Annotated in this window: 23 protein-coding genes; 16 read left to right on the top strand and 7 right to left on the bottom strand. The window is 63.0% G+C overall.

Annotation, left to right across the window (positions count from 1 at the left end):
* Positions 1 to 2: 2 nt before the first annotated feature.
* On the bottom strand, positions 3 to 986 hold the full coding sequence (locus YUO_RS0103500; protein WP_028346050.1) for a zinc-dependent alcohol dehydrogenase family protein: 984 nt from the start codon (positions 984 to 986) through the stop codon (positions 3 to 5).
* A gap of 303 nt (positions 987 to 1,289) precedes the next feature.
* Positions 1,290 to 2,552, bottom strand: a complete 1,263-nt coding sequence (locus YUO_RS0103495) for an aminotransferase class III-fold pyridoxal phosphate-dependent enzyme (RefSeq protein WP_051379199.1) — start codon at positions 2,550 to 2,552, stop codon at positions 1,290 to 1,292.
* 246 nt (positions 2,553 to 2,798) lie between these two features.
* Between YUO_RS0103495 and YUO_RS0103490 the strand changes: the two genes are divergently transcribed.
* Positions 2,799 to 3,434, top strand: a complete 636-nt coding sequence (locus tag YUO_RS0103490; RefSeq protein WP_028346048.1) for a DsbA family protein — start codon at positions 2,799 to 2,801, stop codon at positions 3,432 to 3,434.
* Between the two features lie 85 nt (positions 3,435 to 3,519).
* A complete protein-coding gene (locus tag YUO_RS0103485; RefSeq protein WP_028346047.1) occupies positions 3,520 to 4,488 on the top strand; it encodes a Bug family tripartite tricarboxylate transporter substrate binding protein in 969 nt (322 codons plus the stop codon).
* A 5-nt stretch (positions 4,489 to 4,493) separates the two neighbouring features.
* Here YUO_RS0103485 and YUO_RS39630 read toward each other — a convergent pair whose 3' ends face one another.
* Positions 4,494 to 4,784 carry a PilZ domain-containing protein gene (locus tag YUO_RS39630; protein WP_035725810.1) on the bottom strand — a complete coding sequence of 97 codons (291 nt, stop codon included), beginning with the start codon at positions 4,782 to 4,784 and terminating at the stop codon, positions 4,494 to 4,496.
* A 314-nt stretch (positions 4,785 to 5,098) separates the two neighbouring features.
* Here YUO_RS39630 and YUO_RS0103475 point away from each other — a divergent pair, with 314 nt between their 5' ends.
* Positions 5,099 to 6,295: an acyl-CoA dehydrogenase family protein gene (locus YUO_RS0103475; protein WP_051379198.1), complete on the top strand. Its 1,197-nt coding sequence runs from the start codon at positions 5,099 to 5,101 to the stop codon at positions 6,293 to 6,295.
* An 11-nt stretch (positions 6,296 to 6,306) separates the two neighbouring features.
* On the top strand, positions 6,307 to 6,708 hold the full coding sequence (locus YUO_RS0103470; protein WP_028346045.1) for a VOC family protein: 402 nt from the start codon (positions 6,307 to 6,309) through the stop codon (positions 6,706 to 6,708).
* A gap of 239 nt (positions 6,709 to 6,947) precedes the next feature.
* Here YUO_RS0103470 and YUO_RS0103465 read toward each other — a convergent pair whose 3' ends face one another.
* Positions 6,948 to 7,715, bottom strand: a complete 768-nt coding sequence (locus tag YUO_RS0103465; RefSeq protein WP_028346044.1) for a Spy/CpxP family protein refolding chaperone — start codon at positions 7,713 to 7,715, stop codon at positions 6,948 to 6,950.
* Positions 7,716 to 8,172: 457 nt separating this feature from the next.
* Here YUO_RS0103465 and YUO_RS0103460 point away from each other — a divergent pair, with 457 nt between their 5' ends.
* The 9 genes from YUO_RS0103460 to YUO_RS0103420 all read left to right on the top strand — a co-directional run bounded on the left by YUO_RS0103460 (position 8,173) and on the right by YUO_RS0103420 (position 17,298).
* Positions 8,173 to 9,513 carry an ABC transporter substrate-binding protein gene (locus tag YUO_RS0103460; protein WP_028346043.1) on the top strand — a complete coding sequence of 447 codons (1,341 nt, stop codon included), beginning with the start codon at positions 8,173 to 8,175 and terminating at the stop codon, positions 9,511 to 9,513.
* Positions 9,514 to 9,625: 112 nt separating this feature from the next.
* Positions 9,626 to 10,561 (top strand): carbohydrate ABC transporter permease, encoded by a 936-nt coding sequence (locus YUO_RS0103455; RefSeq protein WP_028346042.1) that lies wholly within the window; start codon positions 9,626 to 9,628, stop codon positions 10,559 to 10,561.
* Positions 10,561 to 11,472, top strand: coding sequence for a carbohydrate ABC transporter permease (locus YUO_RS0103450; RefSeq protein ID WP_028346041.1), 912 nt, complete (start codon positions 10,561 to 10,563; stop codon positions 11,470 to 11,472). The genes YUO_RS0103455 and YUO_RS0103450 overlap by 1 nt, the downstream gene beginning before the upstream one ends.
* A 4-nt stretch (positions 11,473 to 11,476) precedes the next feature.
* The gene (locus YUO_RS0103445) at positions 11,477 to 12,577 is read left to right on the top strand and encodes an ABC transporter ATP-binding protein (protein WP_028346040.1); all 1,101 of its coding nucleotides are present in this window, start codon (positions 11,477 to 11,479) and stop codon (positions 12,575 to 12,577) included.
* 30 nt (positions 12,578 to 12,607) lie between these two features.
* Positions 12,608 to 13,597, top strand: a complete 990-nt coding sequence (locus tag YUO_RS0103440) for a hydroxyacid dehydrogenase (RefSeq protein ID WP_028346039.1) — start codon at positions 12,608 to 12,610, stop codon at positions 13,595 to 13,597.
* A 66-nt stretch (positions 13,598 to 13,663) separates the two neighbouring features.
* Complete coding sequence (locus YUO_RS0103435) at positions 13,664 to 15,088, top strand: amidase (protein ID WP_028346038.1); 1,425 nt, start codon at positions 13,664 to 13,666, stop codon at positions 15,086 to 15,088.
* A 117-nt stretch (positions 15,089 to 15,205) separates the two neighbouring features.
* On the top strand, positions 15,206 to 15,631 hold the full coding sequence (locus YUO_RS0103430; RefSeq protein WP_028346037.1) for a hypothetical protein: 426 nt from the start codon (positions 15,206 to 15,208) through the stop codon (positions 15,629 to 15,631).
* A gap of 319 nt (positions 15,632 to 15,950) precedes the next feature.
* Positions 15,951 to 16,799, top strand: coding sequence for a DUF2147 domain-containing protein (locus tag YUO_RS0103425; RefSeq protein WP_028346036.1), 849 nt, complete (start codon positions 15,951 to 15,953; stop codon positions 16,797 to 16,799).
* Positions 16,800 to 16,944: 145 nt separating this feature from the next.
* On the top strand, positions 16,945 to 17,298 hold the full coding sequence (locus tag YUO_RS0103420; RefSeq protein ID WP_028346035.1) for a hypothetical protein: 354 nt from the start codon (positions 16,945 to 16,947) through the stop codon (positions 17,296 to 17,298).
* Positions 17,299 to 17,310: 12 nt separating this feature from the next.
* On the opposite strand, the gene YUO_RS0103415 is transcribed toward YUO_RS0103420, so the two are convergent.
* Positions 17,311 to 17,715, bottom strand: a complete 405-nt coding sequence (locus tag YUO_RS0103415) for a (R)-mandelonitrile lyase (RefSeq protein WP_028346034.1) — start codon at positions 17,713 to 17,715, stop codon at positions 17,311 to 17,313.
* 23 nt (positions 17,716 to 17,738) lie between these two features.
* On the bottom strand, positions 17,739 to 18,437 hold the full coding sequence (locus YUO_RS0103410; RefSeq protein ID WP_028346033.1) for a ribonuclease activity regulator RraA: 699 nt from the start codon (positions 18,435 to 18,437) through the stop codon (positions 17,739 to 17,741).
* Between the two features lie 227 nt (positions 18,438 to 18,664).
* Here YUO_RS0103410 and pxpB point away from each other — a divergent pair, with 227 nt between their 5' ends.
* From pxpB to YUO_RS0103395, 3 genes are read left to right on the top strand one after another with little or no spacing between them, the layout of a single operon-like run.
* Positions 18,665 to 19,396: a 5-oxoprolinase subunit PxpB gene (gene pxpB, locus YUO_RS0103405; protein WP_028346032.1), complete on the top strand. Its 732-nt coding sequence runs from the start codon at positions 18,665 to 18,667 to the stop codon at positions 19,394 to 19,396.
* A complete protein-coding gene (locus YUO_RS0103400; RefSeq protein WP_028346031.1) occupies positions 19,393 to 20,448 on the top strand; it encodes a 5-oxoprolinase subunit C family protein in 1,056 nt (351 codons plus the stop codon). The genes pxpB and YUO_RS0103400 overlap by 4 nt, the downstream gene beginning before the upstream one ends.
* 34 nt (positions 20,449 to 20,482) lie before the next feature.
* The gene (locus YUO_RS0103395; protein ID WP_028346030.1) at positions 20,483 to 21,250 is read left to right on the top strand and encodes a LamB/YcsF family protein; all 768 of its coding nucleotides are present in this window, start codon (positions 20,483 to 20,485) and stop codon (positions 21,248 to 21,250) included.
* Positions 21,251 to 21,312: 62 nt separating this feature from the next.
* On the opposite strand, the gene YUO_RS39625 is transcribed toward YUO_RS0103395, so the two are convergent.
* Entirely contained in the window at positions 21,313 to 21,465 is a 153-nt protein-coding gene (locus YUO_RS39625) for a hypothetical protein (protein WP_198027959.1), read from the bottom strand.
* Positions 21,466 to 21,549: the final 84 nt, after the last annotated feature.

Genomic DNA, 21,549 nt, shown 5'->3' with positions numbered 1-21,549 from the left:
AGTCATGGCTGCAGCACGGCGGCGCCCGTGATCTGTCCTGTGCGCAGTTTGGAGAGGACTTCATTCGCTTCCTGCAACGGAAACACGCTGGTGTGCGTCTTGATACAAGCTTGCGCTGCGACCTTGAAAAACTCGGTCCCGTCGCCCCGCGTCAGGTTGGCAACCGAAAGCAGCCGCCGCTCCTCCCAGAGCATGCGGTAAGGGAATGAGGGAATGTCCGACATGTGAATGCCGGCGCAGACCACGCGCCCGCCTTTGCGCACAGCTTGCAATGCCAACGGCACCAGGGAGCCGACCGGCGCATAGATGATAGCTGCGTCGAGCGGCACCGGAGGCTTCTCCTCCGACCCGCCGGCCCAAGCTGCGCCGAGCGATAGTGCAAGGCGCTGCGCCACGACGTCGCCCGCACGAGTGAACGCGTAGACCGAACGCCCCTGCCAGCGAGCGACCTGCGCGATGATATGGCCGGCTGCACCAAAGCCGAAAATGCCGAGATGTTCTCCATCGCCCGCCATCACCAGCGAGCGCCAGCCGATCAGGCCCGCACACAGCAAAGGAGCGACAGCCACGTCGTCGTCGGCCTCGCCGAGTGGAAAGCAATAGCGCGCGTCCGCGACGAGATGCGTGGCAAATCCGCCGTCGCGCGTGTAGCCGGTGAAGCGCGGACGGTCGCAAAGATTTTCACGGCCGCTCCGGCAATAGGGACAGTCGCCGCAGGTATGACCGAGCCAGGGAACGCCGACCCTTTCGCCGATCCTTAGAGACGTCACAGCGGGACCAAGAGCTTCCACCCGACCGACCACCTCGTGGCCGGGAACGATCGGGTAGGCAATATCAGGCAGTTCTCCATCGACGACGTGCAGGTCGGTCCGGCATACGCCGCACGCGCCAACCTTGATACGCACTTCGCCAGGCCCGGGCACTGGGTCCTCGCGCGGCTCAAACCGCAGTGCCGCGCCGGGCGTTTGCAGGACCATGGCGTGCATTTCGTCTGCTATCCTCACGCAAACACGTGCGGTCTATCCGCGACGAGCGGGTCTTGCCTGATCCCGTCGATCGAACCGCCCGAACTTTCCCTAACATGGCTACGTCGGCAGCGCAGCACCAGCCACGGCGTTCTGCCATTTCTTGAGCGCATGGAACACAAAGGCGGGCTGGGCACGCCGACACCTCCCGCTGAAGGAACGACCTACCGCGCGCGCTCTCGCCGTTTTTTCCTAGGACTGCCCCGCCATCGCCGGTCGTAAAGGCCGCATTGCGGGGCATTTTATTGACGCCCGCCAATCGATCTATCGATTGGACCTCGCCTCCAATTCTCGCACGGCCTTGAAGCCATGCGAGGCCGCCTGCAGCGCCTCGTCGATATCGGAAGCGCGATGTGCCGAGGATAGGAACATGTTGTGCTGGGGATGAAAGAACGCGCCATGCTGCAGCGCGGCTGAGCAAAATACCCTGCCCTTTCGCACGTCCGTGTCAGCCTCGAACAGCATCAGCGGCATTTGCGGCGGGCCGCTTTGGCGGATCGCGATGCCGTGCTCGTTCGCCAACGATGCCAATCCCTCGCGCAGCTTCATTCCCATCGCACGAATATGCCCGGGCACATCCGTCTCGCGCGCGATCCGCAGCGTCGTTCGCGCTGCCGCCATCGCCACCGTGCCGCACCAGAACGACCCGGTGACGAATACCTCGGTGGCGGCTTCGCGGAAGCGGTCGTTGCCGGTAACGGCGGCCAGCGCGTAGCCGTTGGCGATCGCCTTGCTCCAGGCGCACAGGTCCGGACGCACGCCGAACGCTTCCCAGCTTCCCCTGATATCGAGACGCAGGCCGGCCCGCACTTCGTCGATGATCAAAGCGGCGTCAGCCGCGTCGCATGCCGCACGCGCGGCTGCCGCGAATTCCTTCGTCGGCAGTTCGAGATCGCGCCCCATGTCGTGGCGGAACGCCGTCACCAGGACCGCAGCGAGATCCTTGCCCGCTTCCTCGACCGCTGCTCGCAGGCTCTGCACATCATTGTATTCGAAGTGCACCAGATGCGCGCGGTCCTCGGCGGTCACGCCGGCAACGCTCGGCGAGCACCATGGCAGCGCACCGTGATAGCTGCCGCGCGCAACCAGCACCTTGCGGCGTCCGGTGTCGGCACGGGCGATCGTCACGCAGCACGTGGTCGCATCGCCGCCGTTCTTCTGAAACATCGCCCAATCGGCATGCGGCAGGATGGCGACGAGATCCTCCGCAAGCTCCACCATGACCTCGCCCGGGCCGTTCAAGCAGTCGCCTTTGGCGGCCTGCGCCTCAGCCGCCGCCTGAACTTCGGGATGCCGGTGGCCGAGCAGGATGGGCCCCCAACTGCACATGAAGTCGATGTACTCGCGCCCGTCGACGTCGCGCACGCGGCAGCCCTCCGCGGAGGCGAAGAACTGCGGATAGCCTTCCGGGAGCCGCGCGGCATTCAGGTGGCCCCACATGCCGCCGGGAACGACCCGCTTGGCCCGCGCCCGCAACATGGCATCCGCCGTCTGCGTTTCGCTCAACAGCGTCGTGTGCTCGGTCATGACCTTCTCTTGTTGTACTTCGCTGAGCAGAACGAGGCCCGGCCGCGTGGCGGGGCGGCGCAGGTGTCACGCTTGCATCAAATCATCGGTCATGACAGGCGACAACATCCCTTCGCACGGCGCGGCCGCAAATGGCGACGGTTCCCGGTGCGCAATCAATCTGATCGGGTGGCTTTTGGCTCGCTAAGCCAATAAAAGACGCACTTCCATCGCACGATCGCTTGCCAAATTCGGTTCGGAGCTACGTTGAAAGACTATCGTCCCATCGCCGTCGTCGCGCTCGTTGCATTCGCGTCGCTCGCCTTCGCGGGCTCCGCGACGGCGCAAAGCGCGATTGCCGCTAACGTCGCCAAACCGGGATCCCTCCCCGAAATCGCCATTGGGTCTGCGAAGGCGCCGGTGACCATCACCGAATATTCTTCGATGAGTTGCCCGCATTGCGCAGCGTTCAGCCAGAATGTGCTTCCGATGCTGCGTTCGAAATACATCGACACCGGCAAGGTACGCTTCGTGTTCCGCGAATTTCCACTCGACATCAAGGCTGCCGCAGCCTCGATACTGGCGCGCTGCGCCGGCAAGGGCGATTCCGAAAAATACCTCAGCGCCGTCGAGACCCTGTTCAAACTGCAGGAACGCCTGATGGCGCAGACCAAGGATACGCTGATCTATGTCGGCAAACTGCATGGAATGAGCGAGCAGGAAGTCGCGACCTGCGAGCAGGATCAGGCACAATTCGACAAGCTTACCGCTGACCAGCAATACGCTTATAGCGAGCTGAAGGTTACCTCGACGCCGACTTTCTTCCTCAACGGCGTGCGGCTGCAGGGCTCGATGTCGTTCGAGGAGCTGGAAGAACGGCTCAAGCCGCTGCTGAAGAAGTAACGCTCGCCGGCCGTCGCAATAACCTCTTGTCCGGCGTCGCGGCCTCGCCGATGATGGTCCCAACAAACATATTGGGGAGAGCGCCATGGCCACGGCTTTGCGGGTCTTGTTGGCAACCGCGTGGTTGCTATCCGGTATCCTGGCGTCGTCGGCGCAAAACTATCCAAGCAAGCCGGTGCGCGTCGTGGTCGGTTTCCCAGCGGGCGGACCAACCGATGCCATCGCCCGCATCGTGGCGCAGAAGCTCACCGACCATCTCGGCCAGCAGTTCTTTGTCGAGAACATCGGCGGCGCCGGCGGCAACACCGCAGCCGGCCAGGTCGCGCGCGTGACGCCGGACGGCTACACCATCATGGTGGTCAGCACCGGATTCGTCGTCAATCCCAGCCTTTATGCCAAGGTGCCATACGATCCGGTCAAGGATTTCGCGCCGGTGACGCTGGTTGCGGTTTCGCCGAATGTCGTCGTGGTCAACCCGCAAGTGCCGGCCAAAACGTTGCCGGAACTGGTGCAACTCGTCAGGGACAATCCCGGCAAATACAGCTTTGCCGGCCCCGGCGTCGGATCGACGCCGCATCTGGGTGGCGAGCTGTTTCGGTTAGCTTTCAAGCTCGACCTCGTCCACGTCCCGTTCACGGGCGCTGCCCCGGCCATTCAGGCGACCATCGGGGGGCACACGCCGATCGCCTTTACCGCGCTGCCGCCTGCCCTTTCGGCGGTGCAGAGCGGACAATTGCGCGCGCTTGGTGTGGCTTCGACCGAGCGGGCCGCAGGCCTGCCTGACGTCCCGATCTTCGCCGAACAGGGGATCAAGGATCAGGAGGCCGACACACTCACCGGGATCGTCGCCCCCGCAGGGACGCCGAAGGAAATCGTCGATCTGCTTCACCGCGAGATCGCCAGGATTGTCGCACAGCCGGACGTGACGCAACGCCTCACGACGCTCGGCTTCAAGGCGATCGCGAATACGCCAGATCAGTTCGGCGCGCGCATCAAGCTGGAGATGGACAAGTGGGGCAAGGTGGTGCGCGATGCAAAGCTGCGGATCGAGTAGTATGCTCAGCGCGTCCCGTTCGGCGTTGGCCGATCCATAACAGCGTCCACCATCCCGATGAAGGTCAAGCCGATACGATTCTTCTGGATCCATGCTACCCGGCACTCGTGCACGATCGATGGATCCTTTGCCATCACCAGGCGAAAGCGCTGCGGGACGAAGGCCGGATTGTCGACATCGATCGCAGCGCCTTCGCGCGAGATGTTCCGCACCACGCAGCGCATCACGGAGCCACCCGACGAAACATAGGCAGGCTCCTCCATCTCCGTTCGCGGAAATTTTCGTCGCTCTTCCATCCCGTCTGTCCTATCCCGGATCGATGCCGGCCCAACCGCTAGGCTAGCGCAATACCTTAAACCAGTCGGACGCGTTGGCTGGAACAGGCGTGGCCGGCCGAGCTGCCATGTCGTTTGCGCAAGTCCACGCGATTGCTTGCACGCAATTGTTGGGCCTCATTGTGCAAAGCGGCACGAAATCCCCATCGCCTCTGCGCAGGCGTGCTCCGCGTCGCTATGGACTTGCCGATCGTGGCGATGGCGCGATAGCCTTAAACACTGATCACTATCTACTGGTCACTGGCACGCGAACGCGACGAACCGGCAGGCTGGCCTTGAATACACCGATCGCAAACTCTGCCGATCTTGCCGGCGACCAGGCAGTGATCGCCCGGGCCGAGGCCATACGTTCCGATGTCGCAGCAGCTTCCGACGACATCGAGGCCGCGCGGCGGCTACCGCCCACGCTGCTCGACAAGCTGCACGACGCGCAATTGTTCCGCCTCATGCTGCCCCGCTCGACCGACGGGATCGAAACCGATCCCGTGACTTTCTTCCACGTCATTGAAACCATTGCCAAGGCCGATGCTTCCACCGCCTGGTGTCTCAGCCAGGCCGGCGGTTGCGCGATGTCGGCAGCCTATCTCGATCTGCCGGTGGCGCAGGCGATCTTCGGCGATCCGCGCGCCGTATTGGCGTGGGGCCCCGGCCCCAGGGTTCGCGCGGTCGAATGCGACGGCGGCTACCGGGTAACCGGCGTCTGGTCCTTTGCATCCGGCGGCCGGCATGCGACCTGGCTCGGCGCGCACTGCCCGATCTATGCGGCCGACGGTTCGCCCAGATACGACGCCAATGGAGCCCCGCTCGAGCGCACCATGCTGGTACGCGCTGAAGACGTCGAGTGGACCGACATCTGGAACACCGTGGGCCTGCGCGGCACCGCCAGCGACCAGTTCGCGCTCAACGACTTTTTCGTGCGTGCCGACCATTCGATCACGCGTGAGTTCGACCGGGAATGCCGCGAGCGTGGCCCGCTCTACCGCATGAGCAACCACACCTGCTATCAGGTCGGCTTTGCCGGTGTTGCCTGCGGCATCGCCCGCACTGCCCTCGACAACTTCGTCGATACGATGCGCAACAAGGTGCCGCGTGGCGCGAGGACCTCGTTGCGGGATAATGCCGTGGTCCAGTGCAATCTCGCCCAGGCGGAAGTCAATCTCCGCGCCGCGCGGGGCTACGTGTTGCAATCGATGGCCGATACCTGGAAGGCTCTCACCGCGGGCGCCACCATCACGGTCGCGCAGCGCATGAACATCCGCATGGCCTCGACCCATGCCATCCACAAGGCGCGCGAGGCGGTCGACTTCGCCTACAACGCCGCGGGCGCCACCGCGATCTTCGAGAACCATCCGCTGGAGCGGCGGTTCCGCGACATCCATACCGTGACCCAGCAGTTGCAAGGCCAGCTCAGGCATTTTGAAACCGTCGGCGCCTGGATGATGGGCGTCGATACCGACCTTAGTTTTGTTTAGGGAGCGCGACCATGGGACTTGGCGGACTGCAGCACTACACCATTGAGCCCGCCGATCTCGAGCGCACCAAGGATTTCTATTGCGATGTGCTTGGGCTGGAAAACGGCGATCGCCCGCCGCTCGATTTCCCCGGCTATTGGCTCTATTCCGGCGGCACGGCCACCGTGCATCTGATGGGCACGCGCAAGCCGCGTGAGGGCATCGTCGTCCGTGGGACCGAGAAGAAGTATGAAGATACCGGCCGGCTCGACCATATCGCCTTTGCTGCCACCGACGTTGAGGGCATGCGAAAGCGACTACAGTCGAAAGGCGTCAAATTCCGCGAGAGCGTCGTGCCGCGCACCGGCGACATCCAGTTCTTTCTCTACGATCCCGACGGCGTCGGCGTGGAGCTGAACTTTCCGAAAACCTGAAGGGCCCCGCTGCACCACCTGACCTACGTGTGATGTCGGGCTGCAACACCACCGGTCAAAGAACCAAGTTCCCGACAACGCCGCAAGTCAGCCATCAGTAAGGCGCGAGTCCGTCAGGGTTTCATCATCATTGCAATGAGATTGGGAGGGGCCGCGCCGCTGCGGCAGAATAGCCGGGTGCCGTGCCTTTCAACCTACCCCAGGGCACACGTACCCGGCTGTTCGTCCGGCCGACCCATCTAGTCGAGCCCGCGCTCGTGGCTCAGGTTGACCATTTCCTGAATGAAGACCGCCTTTTGCTTGTCGTCCAGGGTGGCAAATAGCGGCTCGGCGGCATCGGCCACGTTGCGCTGATCGACGGCGCGATCATTGAGAAATTGAGCCTCATTGCGCATCTGCTCGATGATGTCGTCGGGAGGATCGCGTTTGGCGCGCGCAATGCGCAGATTGAGCCGGTCGGCGCCATTATGACCGAGATAGTGCATCGCACTGTTGAACGCGGCCCAATGCTTCTCCTGCTCGGGCGTCAGATTTAGCTCCTTCTTGATCCGCTCGATATTGGCGTCGCTGTTGGCGACGATCTGTTCTGCCGTCAGTTGCGGCGCGCCGGTCTGGGTGAGAACGGCCGGCTGCTGCGGTTGTTGCTGCTTTGCGGTCTTCGTCGCTTTGGCCCCTTTCGAAGGCTTCGCGGTATCACCTTGCTTGGAAGCCTCGCCTTGTTTGGAATCCTTCGCCGCCGGTGCCTGCCCGCCCTTGTTGTTATTGTTGCCCCCGGTCAGGACGCCGGTGACACCGGTGACCACGCCGACGACGCCGCCGATCGCGCCGCCCAGCACGCCACCAACCGGGCCGGCAGCTTTGTTGCCTTCGCGCGCGCCTTGTTGCACGCCCTGCACCAGCCCTTGCGCGTTCGCAGTCGCACATGTGCCAAGAGCCAGCACGGCTATGGCGCCAAATACAAAACACCAACGCGACGGCGTCGGCGCAAGCTGCTGAGGACGTATCATTGTCGGGTCTCCATGGTCCGATCGAGAAACTTGCCACGCGCAATCGCGAAGGCACGCGAGAATCCCTCTTTGCCTAAACTATCGTTTCCGCCCCAAACTCGTCCACCGCTGCGCCGGACGGTTCCCCGGCAGGAAACAGCTTCCGGGCAAAGGCGTTACATGCGCGTTCGATCGACTGCGACGCAAATGCACACCTGCTCGAGCGCGAAGTGTGCGGCGCAATATCGTCGCGCGATTATTGACGATGCCGACGCCACGACATCGTCGCTCCCGCGGCCCGGAATTTCCACGCAACGTTAGTTCAATGACGGCGGCCGTTGTGTTTTCTCGACAGATGCGAACAATTCTGGTCTGATCCGATTACAAAATCTCCGCTGGCGGCCGCCTCGATGCGGCTCCCCTCCAGACGGGGAAGAATAATAAGAAGCAAAATCTGGCTCAGCAAAGAGGAAACGCTATGTCACGCAGGAAGCTTTCTCGCCGACAATTCGTTGCTGCGACAGCGCTATCATCCGCAGCGCTCATCACCGCGCCCTATGTGCGCGGCGCCCATGCCGCCGGTAAGCTATCGATCGGTTTCTGGGATCACTGGGTTCCCGGCGCCAACAAGGCGTCCACCGATATCGTCAACGCATGGGCTGAGAAGGAAAAGGTCGAGGTTCAGATCGACTACATCCCGAGCCAGGGCAACAAGAACCTGCTCACCATCGCAGCCGAAGCACAGGCGAAATCCGGCCACGACATTCTCGCCATGCCGACCTGGTGGCCGCATGCGCAGGCCGAGCTGCTGGAACCCATGAACGACGTCATGGAAGGCCTCATCAAGCAGAACGGCGAACCCAACGGTACCGTGAAATATCTCGGCCAGTCTAAAGGCAAATGGCTCGCGGTGCCCGCGAGCGTCGGGAGCCAGATCAAGGGCCCCTGCTCGCGCATCGACCTGATGAAGAAGCACGCCGGCATCGACGTGCAGGCACTGTATCCGGCTGGCCAGGCGCCTAAGGCCGAGAGCTGGACTCTGGATGCCTTCCTCAAAGCCGCAGAGGCCTGCCAAAAAGGCGGCGTTCCGTTCGGCATCGGACTTGGCGAGACCAGCGACAATGTCGATACGGCCGGCGCGATCTTTCAGTCGTTCGGTGCAGCCCTTGTCGATGAGAAGGGCAACCTCACCGTCAAGACCGACGCGGTGCGCCAGGCGCTGGAATTCTACAAGAAGCTGATCGCCTTCCTGCCGCCGGACGCCGGCGCCTGGGACGACTCTTCCAATAACAAATGGCTGGTCTCCGGCAGGGGCGCCCTGGTCATGAACCCACCGAGCGCCTGGGCCGTCGCCAAGCGCGACGCACCGCAGGTGGCCGAGCAGTGCTGGACTCATGGTTTCCCGGCCGGACCTAAGGGCCGCTACGCACCCTACCTCTCCTACTTCTGGGGCACCTGGTCGTTCTCCAAGAACAAGGAAGCGGCCAAGAGCGTGCTCAGGGCGCTTTCGCAGCCGGATGCGATCGAGAAGATGTGCGTAGCGAGCGGCGGCTACGACCTGCCTTGCTACGAAAAACTTACCACGCTGAAGGTCTGGCAGGAGGAAGCGCCGCCGAAGGGCACGCTCTACCACTACCCGAACCCGCACAACCATCAGACGCTCTCGATCGCTGCGGCTCCCGCCCCACCGAAGATCGCTCAGCAGATCTATACGCAGGCGACCCTGACCAAGATGTGCCTGCGCTATCACCAGGGCGAAGCGATGGAAAAGGTGCTCGCCTGGGCAGAAGGTGAGTGCGAAGGCTTCATGCGGAGCTGACGGACGGGGATATCCTGGCGGCCTGCCTGAATCGCAGGCCGCCATTCCCTATCCACCTTCAATCGTAGGCCCGGCGAAGCCGACAGAAACGTTATAGGGATGAAAACGCATCATGGCTGACGTCGCATTGCGGCCAAACCGGGCTGCCGCGCAAACCGCGCGCAAACGCTCCAGCCTGCACAATGCGCTCAGGCGCAAGTCGACTGTCGCATTCTTGATGACCCTGCCGCTGCTTCTGCTGATCGCGACCCTCGTCATCTATCCGGCCTTCTATGCGCTGCACTTGGCGACGCTGAACAAGTCGATGCAGCGCTTCGTCGGGCTCAGCAATTTTGAGTTCCTGTTCCGGCGTGAGACGTTCTGGCTCGTCGTCAAGCAGTCCTGCATCTTCGCGATCACGGCCGTCGTCTTCAAGGCGGTGCTCGGCTTCATCATTGCGCATTTCGTTCACAACATACCGGCCAAGGGCCAGCGCAAATGGCGCGGCATGCTGCTGGTGCCGTGGGTGATCCCGCCGGCGATGAGCACACTCGCCTGGCTGTGGCTGTTCGATCCCTCCTACAGTGCGTTCAACTATACGCTCTCCTTCTTCGGCATCGGACCGATCCCATGGACCGGCGATGCCATGTGGGCGCGCTTCTCGGTCATTCTCGTCAACATCTGGGTTGGCGCGCCGTTCTTCATGATCATGTATCTGGCGGCGCTGAAATCCGTGCCGGAACAGCTCTATGAAGCCGCAGCCATCGACGGCGCCAATTGGTGGCAGCGCATCTGGTACGTCACGCTGCCGATGATGCGAAACATCATCGCGATTACGACACTGTTCTCGCTGATCGTGACGTTCGCCAACTTTGACATCGTGCGCATCCTGACCGCGGGCGGCCCACTCGATCACACCCATATCTTCGCGACATGGGCGTTCCGCATCGGAATCGAGGGCAGCGATATACCGCTAGGCGCCAGCGTATCCCTCTTCATGGTGCCGATCCTGGCGATCGCGGCGATCTTCATCCTGCGCGACATCAACAAACGTGGGAACGAATCCTGATGACCACGGCAACAATCGACAAGGCTGCACCGACCCGCAAGGTCAAGTACGGCAGCATGAGCCGCGACCGGGCCTGGGCGCTACGCTGGTCGTATTTCTTCCTGGTGATCTTCGCGATCTTCTTCCTGACGCCGCCGATCTACATGTTCATCACCTCGCTCAAGAGCAGCGCGGAGATTTCGGCGGCGACCAATCCGTGGTGGGTGTTCCATCCGACGCTGGAGAACTACATCGCGCTTCTGACGTCGAACCAGTTCCTGCGCTTCTTCTGGAACTCGGCGATCGTCTCTATCTTCGTCGTCACCATCACCATGCTGATATCGGTACCCGCCGCCTTTGCGCTATCGAGAATGCGGTTCTGGGGCTCGGCGACGCTCGCGACCGGCGTATTCCTGACCTATCTCATCCCCGAGACGCTGCTCTTCATTCCGCTGTTCAAGATGTTTGCGGTCATCGGTGACTGGACCGGCATCCAGCTCATCAACAGATGGTACGTGCTGCTCATTCTCTATCCGACGCTCACTGTGCCGTTCTGCACGTGGATCATGATCGGCTACTTCGCCTCGATCCCGAAGGAACTCGACGAAGCCGCCGTCATCGACGGCGCGTCCTGGATCCAGACGCTGACGCGGATATTCATTCCGGTTGCCTTTCCCGGCATCATTGCGGCGACCATCTTCGCCTTCACGGTGTCATGGGCGCAATTCCTCTATCCACTGGTGTTCACGACGTCGACCGACCAGTTGGTGATGCCGGTCGGCATCATTACCTCGCTGATCAAGGGCGACGTGTTCAACTGGGGGCAGATCATGACCGGCGCCCTGCTCGGCGCGGCGCCGCCGCTCATCATCTACGCGTTCCTGATGGACTATTACATTGCCGGCCTGACCGCCGGCGCGACAAAGGGTTGATCTCATGGCTGACGTGACGCTGCGTAAGGTTGTGAAGCGCTATGACGAAGTCGAGGCGGTGCGCGGCATCGATCTCGACATTGCGGACCATGAATTCGTGGTGCTGGTCGGACCATCGGGTTGCGGAAAGTCGACAACGCTGCGGATGATCGCCGGCCTGGAAGATATCTCCGACGGAGACATCATGATCGGCGGCGACATCGTCAACGACGTGCCGCCGAAGGATCGCGATATCGCGATGGTGTTTCAGAACTACGCGCTCTATCCGCACATGACGGTTGCGGAGAACATGTCGTTCGGGCTGCGACTGAAGCGCTATCCGAAAGCCGAGATCAAGAGTCGTATCGACGAAGCCGCGCGCATGCTCGACATCGTCGAACTTGTCGACCGCAAGCCGAAGCAATTGTCCGGCGGCCAGCGCCAGCGCGTCGCCATGGGCCGCGCCATCGTGCGTAACCCAAAGGTGTTTCTGTTCGACGAGCCGTTGTCCAACCTCGACGCCAAGCTGCGCGTGCAGATGCGGATCGAGATCAAGAAGGTGCACCAGAAGGTTCGCACCACGACGGTTTACGTGACCCACGACCAGGTGGAGGCGATGACGCTGGCCGACCGCGTCGTGGTGATGAACCATGGACGGATCGAGCAGATCGGCACGCCGAACGAGCTCTATCACAAGCCGGCGACGAAATTCGTCGCCAGCTTCATCGGTTCGCCGGCGATGAATTTCATCCCGTGCCGGTTGGAGGATCTCGCCGGCAAGTTGCACATCCGGTTGACCGACCGCATCGCCTTCCCGCTGCCGCCGGCCCGTGCCGCCCGATATCAGGGCATTCCGCGTACCGACAAATTGCTGCTGGGGCTGCGGCCCGAGCATATCACCGAGGCTCGACCGCATCTTGCAGCCGGCGTAGAGGCCTTCGATACCGTGCTCGACGTCACCGAGCCGATGGGAATGGAGACGCTGATCTATTTTACGCTGGAAGGCTCGCAGGTTTGCGGCCGGGTCAATCCCAATGCCGGCGCGGAGGATGGCGCTCCCCTGCGATTGGCTGTGGACCTCAACAATATGCACCTGCTAAACGAGGTGACCGGCGTCGTCCTTTGACGGCGCAATTGCGTGACCTAAGGGCAGGAAATGGCTACCAACAAGAAGAAAATCTTCATCACGGAATCGATGTCGCAGCAGGGAAGAGCGCTACTCCACGCGCGAGACGACATCGAACTCGTCGAATTTCCCAACATGATTTCGCAGAAGGATTTCGAAGCCAAGCTGAAGGAGCACGCGCCGGTTCATGGCGTCGCCCTTGGCGCCACCCGCTTTGGTGAGCCCGAACTCGAAGCCTCGAAAGACATGCTGGTCGTCACCCGGATCGGCGTCGGGTTCGACGCCGTCGACGTCCCCGCGCTGAGCCGCCGCAAGGTGCCGCTTATGGTGGCCGGCACCGCCAATTCGCCGTCGGTTGCCGAACATGCGCTGTTCATGATGCTGACGCTCGCCAAGCGCGCAACGGAAATGCATTCGCTCGTCAGGGACGACAAATGGGCTGATAGGCTCGGGATGCTGCCCTACGACCTCTTCGGCAAGACCGTTCTGATCGTCGGTTTCGGGCGCATCGGCACGCGCACCGCCAAGCGCTGCCTCGCGATGGAAATGAACGTCCTGGTTTTCGACCCCTATAAGCCCCCCGCCGACATCAAGGCCGCCGGTTGCGAACCGGTCGCCGACCTCAATGCGGCGCTGCCGCGCGCCGACTTCGTCAGCATCCATTGCCCCAAGAATCCGGAGACGGTCGGCATGTTCAATGCCGACAGGCTGAGGCGGATGCAGCCGTCCGCCTATCTGATCAACACAGCGCGCGGCGGAATCGTCGACGAGGCCGCGCTGCACGCCGCGCTAGTGTCCGGCAAGCTTGCCGGCGCGGGCCTTGACGTTTTCGAGCAGGAGCCGCCGCCGGCCGGTCAGGCGTTGCTCGCCCTGCCGAATGTCATCATGGCGCCGCATGTCGCCGGCGTCACCGTGGAAGCCGTGGACCGGATGAGCGAGCAGACCGCCCGCAACATTCTGAGCGTATTGGACGGCGATCCCTTGCGCCAGAACGTGATCAATCAGGACGTGCTCGGCTAGATCGCAAAAAATAATGGCCCCAGGGCATGGCCGGTCTATCGGCCGGCCGGCAAGCGAGGTGTGTGCATGGCCTTCAAGGAATACGGCGATTACGACGCGGTCGGCCTTGCCGAACTGGTTCGGAAGAAGGAGGTCTCGGCTAAGGAATTGCTCGACGAGGCCATCGCCCGCGCGGCAATGGTCGATCCGCAGATCAATGCGGTGGTCGTCAAGCATTACGAGTATGCCGAGCGTCAGATCGAACACGGCCTGCCCGACGGTCCCTTTACCGGCGTGCCATTTCTGCTGAAGGACCTCGACCTCCTGGAAGGCACGCGCACGACGTCAGGAGCCACGGTCCTGAAGGATTTCGTGGCTGACCACACCGGGACGCTGGCGCGGCGTTTCCTCGAGACCGGCGTATCCATCTTCGGCAAGAGCTCCAGTCCCGAATTCGGACTGATGCCGACGACGGAGTCGCGTCTGTTCGGGCCAACCCGCAATCCCTGGAATCTGGAGCATTCCTCCGGTGGGTCATCCGGCGGCGCCGCTGCGGCCGTTGCAGCCCGTATCCTTCCCGTCGCGCACGCCAGCGATGGCGGCGGCTCGATCCGCATCCCCGCCTCCGCTTCCGGCGTGTTCGGCCTGAAGCCGACCCGGGCGCGCAATCCGCTCGGCCCCGATCGCGGCGAAGGCTGGGGCGGATTCTCCTGTGGCCATGTCGTGAGCATCAGCGTGCGCGACAGCGCGGTGATGATGGACGCGATTCACGGGCCGGAGCCGTCGAGCCCCTATTTCGCGCCGCCGCCGGAGCGGCCGTTTTCGCAGGAAGTCGGCCGCGACCCGGGCAAGCTCCGTATCTCGTTCACCGATAAATCGCCGTATGGCGATGCCATCGATCCGGAAATCGCGGCAGCCGTGCGTGAGATCGCAAGCCTTCTGGCGGGGCTCGGCCATCACGTCGAGGAACAGGCGCCTGCGCTTGCCGCCGATCCAGCCGCGGTCATGACCACTATCGTCAGCGGCAACACCGCACTGACGGTTCCTTTGATCGAGCAGCGGCTCGGGCGGGAGATGACGGATAATGATCTCGAGATATTGACGCTGGCGCATTCGCGCAACGCGACGAGGACCTCGGCGACCGACTATGTGGCGGCCCAGCTCGCTGCCTTCCAGATTTCCCGTTCACTGGCGACCTTCTTCGAGAGCTGCGACGTCTTCCTGTGCCCGACCTTATGCGCGCCGCCGCTGCGCATTGGCGAACTCAACACCATGTCAAACGATCTGTCGCACATTGCCCCGATCCTGCGCCGCTACATGCCCGGCACCTCCATGTTCAACATGTCCGGGCAGCCAGCCATGTCGGTGCCGCTAGCCTGGAACAAGGCCGGATTGCCGCTTGGCATGATGTTTTCGGCCAGGTTCGGCGACGAGGCCACCCTGTTCCGCCTGGCCGGCCAGCTCGAACAGGTCCGGCCCTGGAAGAACAAATTACCGCCGGTGCGCGCTTAGCTACGCCTCAAAAAAGCCACGGATTGACAAAGCATGGCTTTATTCGGAAGCAAGCAAAGGGCCGTGGGCGGCGACGGATACTGATTCCGCAAACGGGCTCGATCCGGAGGCTGAATCGTGACCCTAAGCGACCCGACCGACAACGCCCTGGCGACCATCGCCAGCATCCTTGACCCGCCGGAAAGCCGTCGCGAACCCGACAAGCCCGCGGTCGCGGCGCAGATACCGGTGGGCCCTCCGCCCATCCCCACATCTCCTCCGCCCATCGAGGCTCACGGCTACTGCAAGTTCGGGCCCGGCCCGATGACTGCGATCCGTTTCAAATGGACGGTCCGCCTCGACAATGGCGATTACTATGTCGACGAGACCATCGGGGAGAACTCCACTCCGATCGTCGCCGGGCCGATGTCGAGGGAAGCCGCGATTCAGATGGTCGACGATCGCGAAAGCAACGCGCGCCGACGCTTCGAGCAATTGAAGAGCGAGATGACCGGGCTTAGCGCCGCCGCCAATCTGGCGCGCAAGGATGACGGCGAGTCGTAACTTCCTTCATTGACCGCAGTACGCCGCGGATCGGCTGATGATGACGGACGCGTCGGAGATCCGCTATCACCAGAAGCTATCCAGGACGGAAGCTTCAGGAAAATTTATTCCGTCTGGCTCGATTGATTCTCGATTGGACAAGCCTGTTTTCCGAGGAAATTGACCGTCCATTGGGCGCAACTTAGACTGCCGCGGTCGAATTGAACCAAAGCGGCTAGTACACGACTTATAGTTTGAAAGTGATCTGGATCACGTTGAGTGAAGCTGCCGCTGCGTAGTAGCTGCGGAATCCGGATTCCCTGTTCAGGAGGTCGTTATAATGAAGAAGTGCCTCGCTATCGCCGCGCTCTTGCTGGCTGGCACCGTCACCGCTGCACAGGCGCAGTACACTTTCGAGTATGGCGGCCGCACCATTACGATCGATCCCGATCGCGGCACCGTTTCTATTCCCGGCGTCTACGACAATACCGGCAAGAAGACCAAACGCGCGCGTGGCGAGGAAGGCGATCTTGATCGTCCGACCAGGAAGGCTCCGCAGCAGGCAAAGACCGCCCCGCAGGCCACACCCGAGACTGCGCCAGCGCCGGCCGCGCCGGCACCAGCAGAGCAAGCGGCTGCCCCTGCGACTGCGCCGGCACCTGCTGCCCCTGCTCCGGCCGCTCCCGCCGCGGCAGCGCCGTCGAGCGCGACGGCAGCCGTTGCGCCGACTGACGCCCCCGCACCTGCGGCAGCAACGCCCGCTGCTCCCCCAGTGCAACAGAACTCCACTCCGGCAGTCCCGCCAGCACCTGCTCCCGTTGCCGCGCCGGCGCCACCGCCGCCGCAACAGAAACAGGCCGCGGCTCCGGCAGATTCGGCGGCGCCGCCTGCGAACTCACCGCTCGGCGTTTGGCTGACCGAGGAGAAGGAAGGCAAGGTGCGGATCGAACCGTGCGGCCCCAATCTCTGCGGCTATTCCGTCGACAAGAAGTCGAACCAGAACGGCGAGCAAGTCCTGATCAACATGAAGCCCGGCAAGGACAAGTGGAGCGGCCGGATTTTCGATCCGAACACCGGCAGCACCTATGATTCGACGATCGCCCTCAAGGGCACCGACAGCCTGCGCGTTCAGGGCTGCGCCTTCGGCGGCATGTTCTGCGGCGGCCAGACCTGGACCCGCGTCAACTGACTCGGCGAGTCATTTTGACGACGGTGACGCTGTTGGACGGAGTCCTTCTTTGAGGTCTTGTCCCGCGTCCCGCGCGTGATGACAGTCACGGTCGCCTTGGAACGGCTATGGAACTATGGACGTGTCCAAACAACAGGGGCACGCCATGGGAACTCTTCGCAAATCTGCTGTCGCCGTTTCGCTACTTGCCGTGTTGGCCACCACGACGCCATCCGCAGCCGCAACATTCGACGGCGACTGGAATGTGCAGATCGCCTCATCGAACGTCGCGTGTCTCAGCGGAGCGTCGGTCTCGATCGGAATCAGCAACGGCCAGGTCGCCTCAAACAGCGCGGCTGTCACGGCATCCGGCCGCGTCGCCGAAGCCGGCGCGATCCGCGTGACACTTGCAAGCGGCTTGAAGCGCGCGGTCGGCTCCGGCACGCTCACGGGCACGTCAGGATCAGGCACATGGCGCGCGGCCCTGTGCTCCGGCACCTGGACCGCGCAGCGGATGTGAAGCGGCAGGAACTCAGCCGACCTTCTCGGAATATTCCGCGTCGGTCACGTGCTCCATCCAGGTCACGTAGCTACCATCGAGCGCTTCCTGCATGGCGATGTGGGTCATCGCGTTGGTCGGCGAAGCGCCATGCCAGTGCTTCTCGCCGGGCGGAATCCAGACGACGTCACCGGGACGAATTTCCCTGATCGGACCACCCTTGGCCTGCACCCGTCCGACCCCCGAGATGACGTAGAGCGTCTGGCCCAGCGGATGCGTATGCCAAGCCGTGCGCGCGCCGGGCTCAAAGGAGACGCGCGTCGAGGCCAGCCGTGCCGGCGCCTCGGCCTGGATGATCGGATCCTGCAGCACCGTGCCGGTGAAATATTCGGTCGGCGCCCGGCGCGTTGGCCGGGAGCCCGCGAGATGGATTTCCATGGAGTTGCCTCTGCCTGTTGAAGTTACTTCTTCGTCGCGGCGTAGCGCGCCTTGGTCTCGGCGTTCATCGGATAGAGGCCGGGCAATGCTGCGCCGTTGTTCACCTCGTTGACGATCCAGGCTTCCATCCGTTCCTGCTCCGGCCCTTCGGCCAGCACGTGGTCGAGCAGGGCCTGCGGGATCAGCACGGCGCCGTCCTGGTCGGCGACGACAATGTCGTTCGGAAATACCGCGACCCCGCCGCAGCCGATCGGCTCGCCCCAGCCCACGAAGGTCAACCCCGCCACGGAGGGCGGCGCGGCGAAGCCGTCGCACCAGACCGGGAGATTGGTGCCGAGCACGCCTTCGACATCACGCACCACGCCATCGGTGATCAGCGCCGCAACCCCGCGCTTGACCATGCGGGCGCAGAGGATGTCGCCGAAGATGCCGGCATCGGAGACGCCCATGGCATCGACTACGGCGATGCAGCCTTTCGGCATGGCTTCAATCGCGGTGCGGGTCGAAATCGGCGACGACCAGGATTCAGGCGTGGCGAGATCCTCGCGCGCCGGCACGAAGCGCAGCGTGAAGGCCGGTCCGACCAGCCGCGGCTGCCCCGGCCGCAGCGGCTTGGTGCCGCGCATCCACACGTTTCGCAGGCCCTTCTTGAGCAGCACGGTGGTGATGGTGGCGGTCGAGACGCCAGACAGGGTTGCGATGGCTTCGGGGGACAGGGACATCTGGAATGCGGGCTCCGCAGGATAGGTGAAAGGTAGCGCATCTTGCGAAGCGCCTGTGCCGCGTCAAGATCTCGTGGAAAGAAGCGCGATCACAACATCTTATCATCGGAATGCAGATTAATTTATTGAACTTACTGGCGGATTTCGCGCGAAGCGAATTCCACTCGCGCCCAAAACACGCTAGAGGTTGAGGCTAGAACGAGAGCTGCGAGATAAGTTTAGAGGCCATGGCTGCGACGCTACCCCCGCCCCGCCTGTTGCCGAGTGGCGACAGCGCCATCACGGTAGAATTCAGCCGCAACATCGACGATGCCGCCAACCGGCGGGTCCTGGCGCTCGACCGCGCGCTGGCCGCTGAGCCGATCGCAGGCATCACCGAGACGGTGCCGACCTATCGTTCGCTGCTGGTTCATTACGACCCGGTCCAGATCGGTTTCGACAAGCTTGGCGAAAAGATTCTCGCGCTCGCACAGCTCCCGGTACCGGCAACGACCAAAACCCGGCGCTGGCGCATTCCGGTCGTTTATGGCGGCGAGCACGGCATCGACCTCGAGGACGTCGCAAAAACCCTCAACACGACGCCTGAGGAGATCGTGGCGCGGCACGTCGCCGGCGACTACCGGGTCGCGATGATCGGCTTTACGCCCGGATGGTCCTATCTCAGCGGGCTTGCGGACTCTCTCCATATGCCGCGGCGGCAGAATCCGCGTTTGCTAACTCCGGCCGGCACCATCTCGATCGGCGGAGTGCAGACCGGCGTGCAGTGTCTCGCCGGCCCGAGCGGCTGGCATCTTCTGGGGCGGACAGCCGTTCGCACCTACCAGCTTCACCGCGATCCGATCTTCCTGCTTGAGCCGGGCGACAACGTCACTTTCACGCCCGTCGATGCCAAGACGTTTGCGGAACAGGATCGCGCCGCCGAAGCCGGCGAATTCATTGCCGAGCAGATCACCTCATGAGCAAGCTTGTCATTGCATCGATCGGCCCGGCGAGTTCGGTACAGGACGGCGGACGTCCCGGCGCCCAGCGCTACGGCCTGGTGCCAAGTGGCGCAATGGATCGGCTGGCGCTGGCGGCCGCCAACACGCTGGTTGGCAATGAGCCGTTCACGGCGGTCGTCGAAGTCGGCCCGTTCGGGGCGAAATTTACCGCGCGCGGGGCTGCGGTGCGCGTCGCGCTGACGGGAGCCCCGCGCAATGCCGATATTGCCGGCCGCGCCGTGGCGCCGGATACATCCGCAACCATCGCCGATGGCGAGACGCTGACGCTCGGCTTTGCCCGCGGCGGCGCGTTCAGCTATCTCGCGATTGAAGGCGGCATTTCCGGCGAGCCGATGTTCGGCAGCTTGGCCGTCAATGCCCGCGCAGGCCTCGGTAGTCCCTATCCTCGCCCACTGCAGGCCGGCGACGAGCTGCCGGCGAAGGCCGCTAGCAGTGCGGCGGAACGGCGGATCGAATTGCCGGCGGCAACCGACGCGCCGATCCGCATAGTCTGGGGTCCACAGGACGACGAATTCACGGATGAGACCAAAAAACTGTTTGTCGACAGCGAATGGAAGATATCGGCGACCAGCGACCGCATGGGCTACCGGCTTGAAGGCCCCACCCTCAAGCACCTCCACGGCCACAACATTGTCTCCGACGGCACTGTCAACGGCAGCCTGCAGGTGCCCGGTAACGGCCAGCCGATCGTGCTGATGCCGGATCGCGGCACCAGCGGCGGCTATCCCAAGATCGCGACGGTGATTTCGGCCGACCTCGGGCGATTGGCACAGATCCCCGCCGGGCACGCCTTTCGCTTTCGCGCCGTCAGCATGGCGGAAGCGCAGGCCGAAGCACGCAAGTTTGCGGAACTGTTGCGCACCCTGCCCGATCGGCTTCGTGCAATCGAAAGCGTTGATCTCAACATCGACGCGCTGCACGATGCCAATGTCGCGGGCCATGCCGTCAGCGCGGTCGATGCCGGAACCTGGCACGCGGTATCGATGGCCGACATAGCGGGCCCGGACTGAGCACCAATCCACTCACGAGAAGCGGACGGACAACATGACAACCATCGACCTCAATTGCGATCTCGGCGAAGGATTTGGCGCGTGGGAAATGGGCAATGACGCCGCGATGATCGAGCTTGCGACGTCGGTAAACGTCGCCTGCGGCTTTCATGCCGGCGATCCCGACATCATGCGCCGCACGGTCGAACTGGCGAAAGCGCGCGGCGTCAGTGTCGGCGCGCATCCTGGATATCGCGACCTGCACGGCTTCGGCCGGCGGCCGATCCCGGGCCTCAAGTCTTCGGAGATCGAGAACCTCATCGCCTACCAGATCGGTGCGCTGCAGGCGATTGCGACCGCGGCCGGTTACAAGGTTACCCACGTCAAGGCGCATGGCGCGCTCTCCAACGTCGCCTGCGAGGACGACACGACGGCGAAAGCGATCGCCAGCGGCATCAAGGCGGTTGACCCCAATCTGATTTTCGTGGTGCTCGCCAATTCCAAGCTGGTGCAGGCGGGCGAGGCCGCCAATTTGCCGATGGTGCACGAGGTGTTCGCCGACCGCGCCTATGAAGACAATGGCTCACTGGTGTCGCGCAAGAAGCCCGGCGCCGTGCTGCACGATGCGAAACAAATCGCCGATCGCGTGGTGCGGATGGTGCAGGACGGCGCGGTCGTCTCCGTCACCGGCAAGGTGATCAAGATGCGCACCGACACCGTGTGCATTCATGGCGACACGCCGGGTGCCGTCGACATCGCGCGCGGCGTTCGTCAGGCGTTGAAGGATGCGGGGATTACGGTCGCGCCGTTCAAGACGGCGTAGCCATAGCGTTTTCAAGCGAAGTGGAATCCGGTTCGCGTGAAGAAAACGCGTCAGAAAAACGCCTAGAACGGATGGACCGACAGCGTGCCGAACACGATGGCGGCAATGAGCGCGAATGCGCTGTAAAGCGCAGCCGTGTGAACGCCGGTGCCGGAACGGCGGGACACCGAGCGTGCATAAAGGTGCAGGCGGGCTTCCGCCGAAAGTTCGCGCATGATCGATCTCCAACGCGGCATGGACTGCATATGGAATATCGATCGCGCACCGATGCAAGATATCCGCCGAAATAGCGATGGGGG

The sequence above is a fragment of the Bradyrhizobium murdochi genome, from assembly GCF_000472965.1.
GTDB lineage: Bacteria > Pseudomonadota > Alphaproteobacteria > Rhizobiales > Xanthobacteraceae > Bradyrhizobium > Bradyrhizobium murdochi.
Note: the sequence above shows the minus strand (reverse complement) of the source record. Positions and strands in the feature narration are given on the sequence as shown.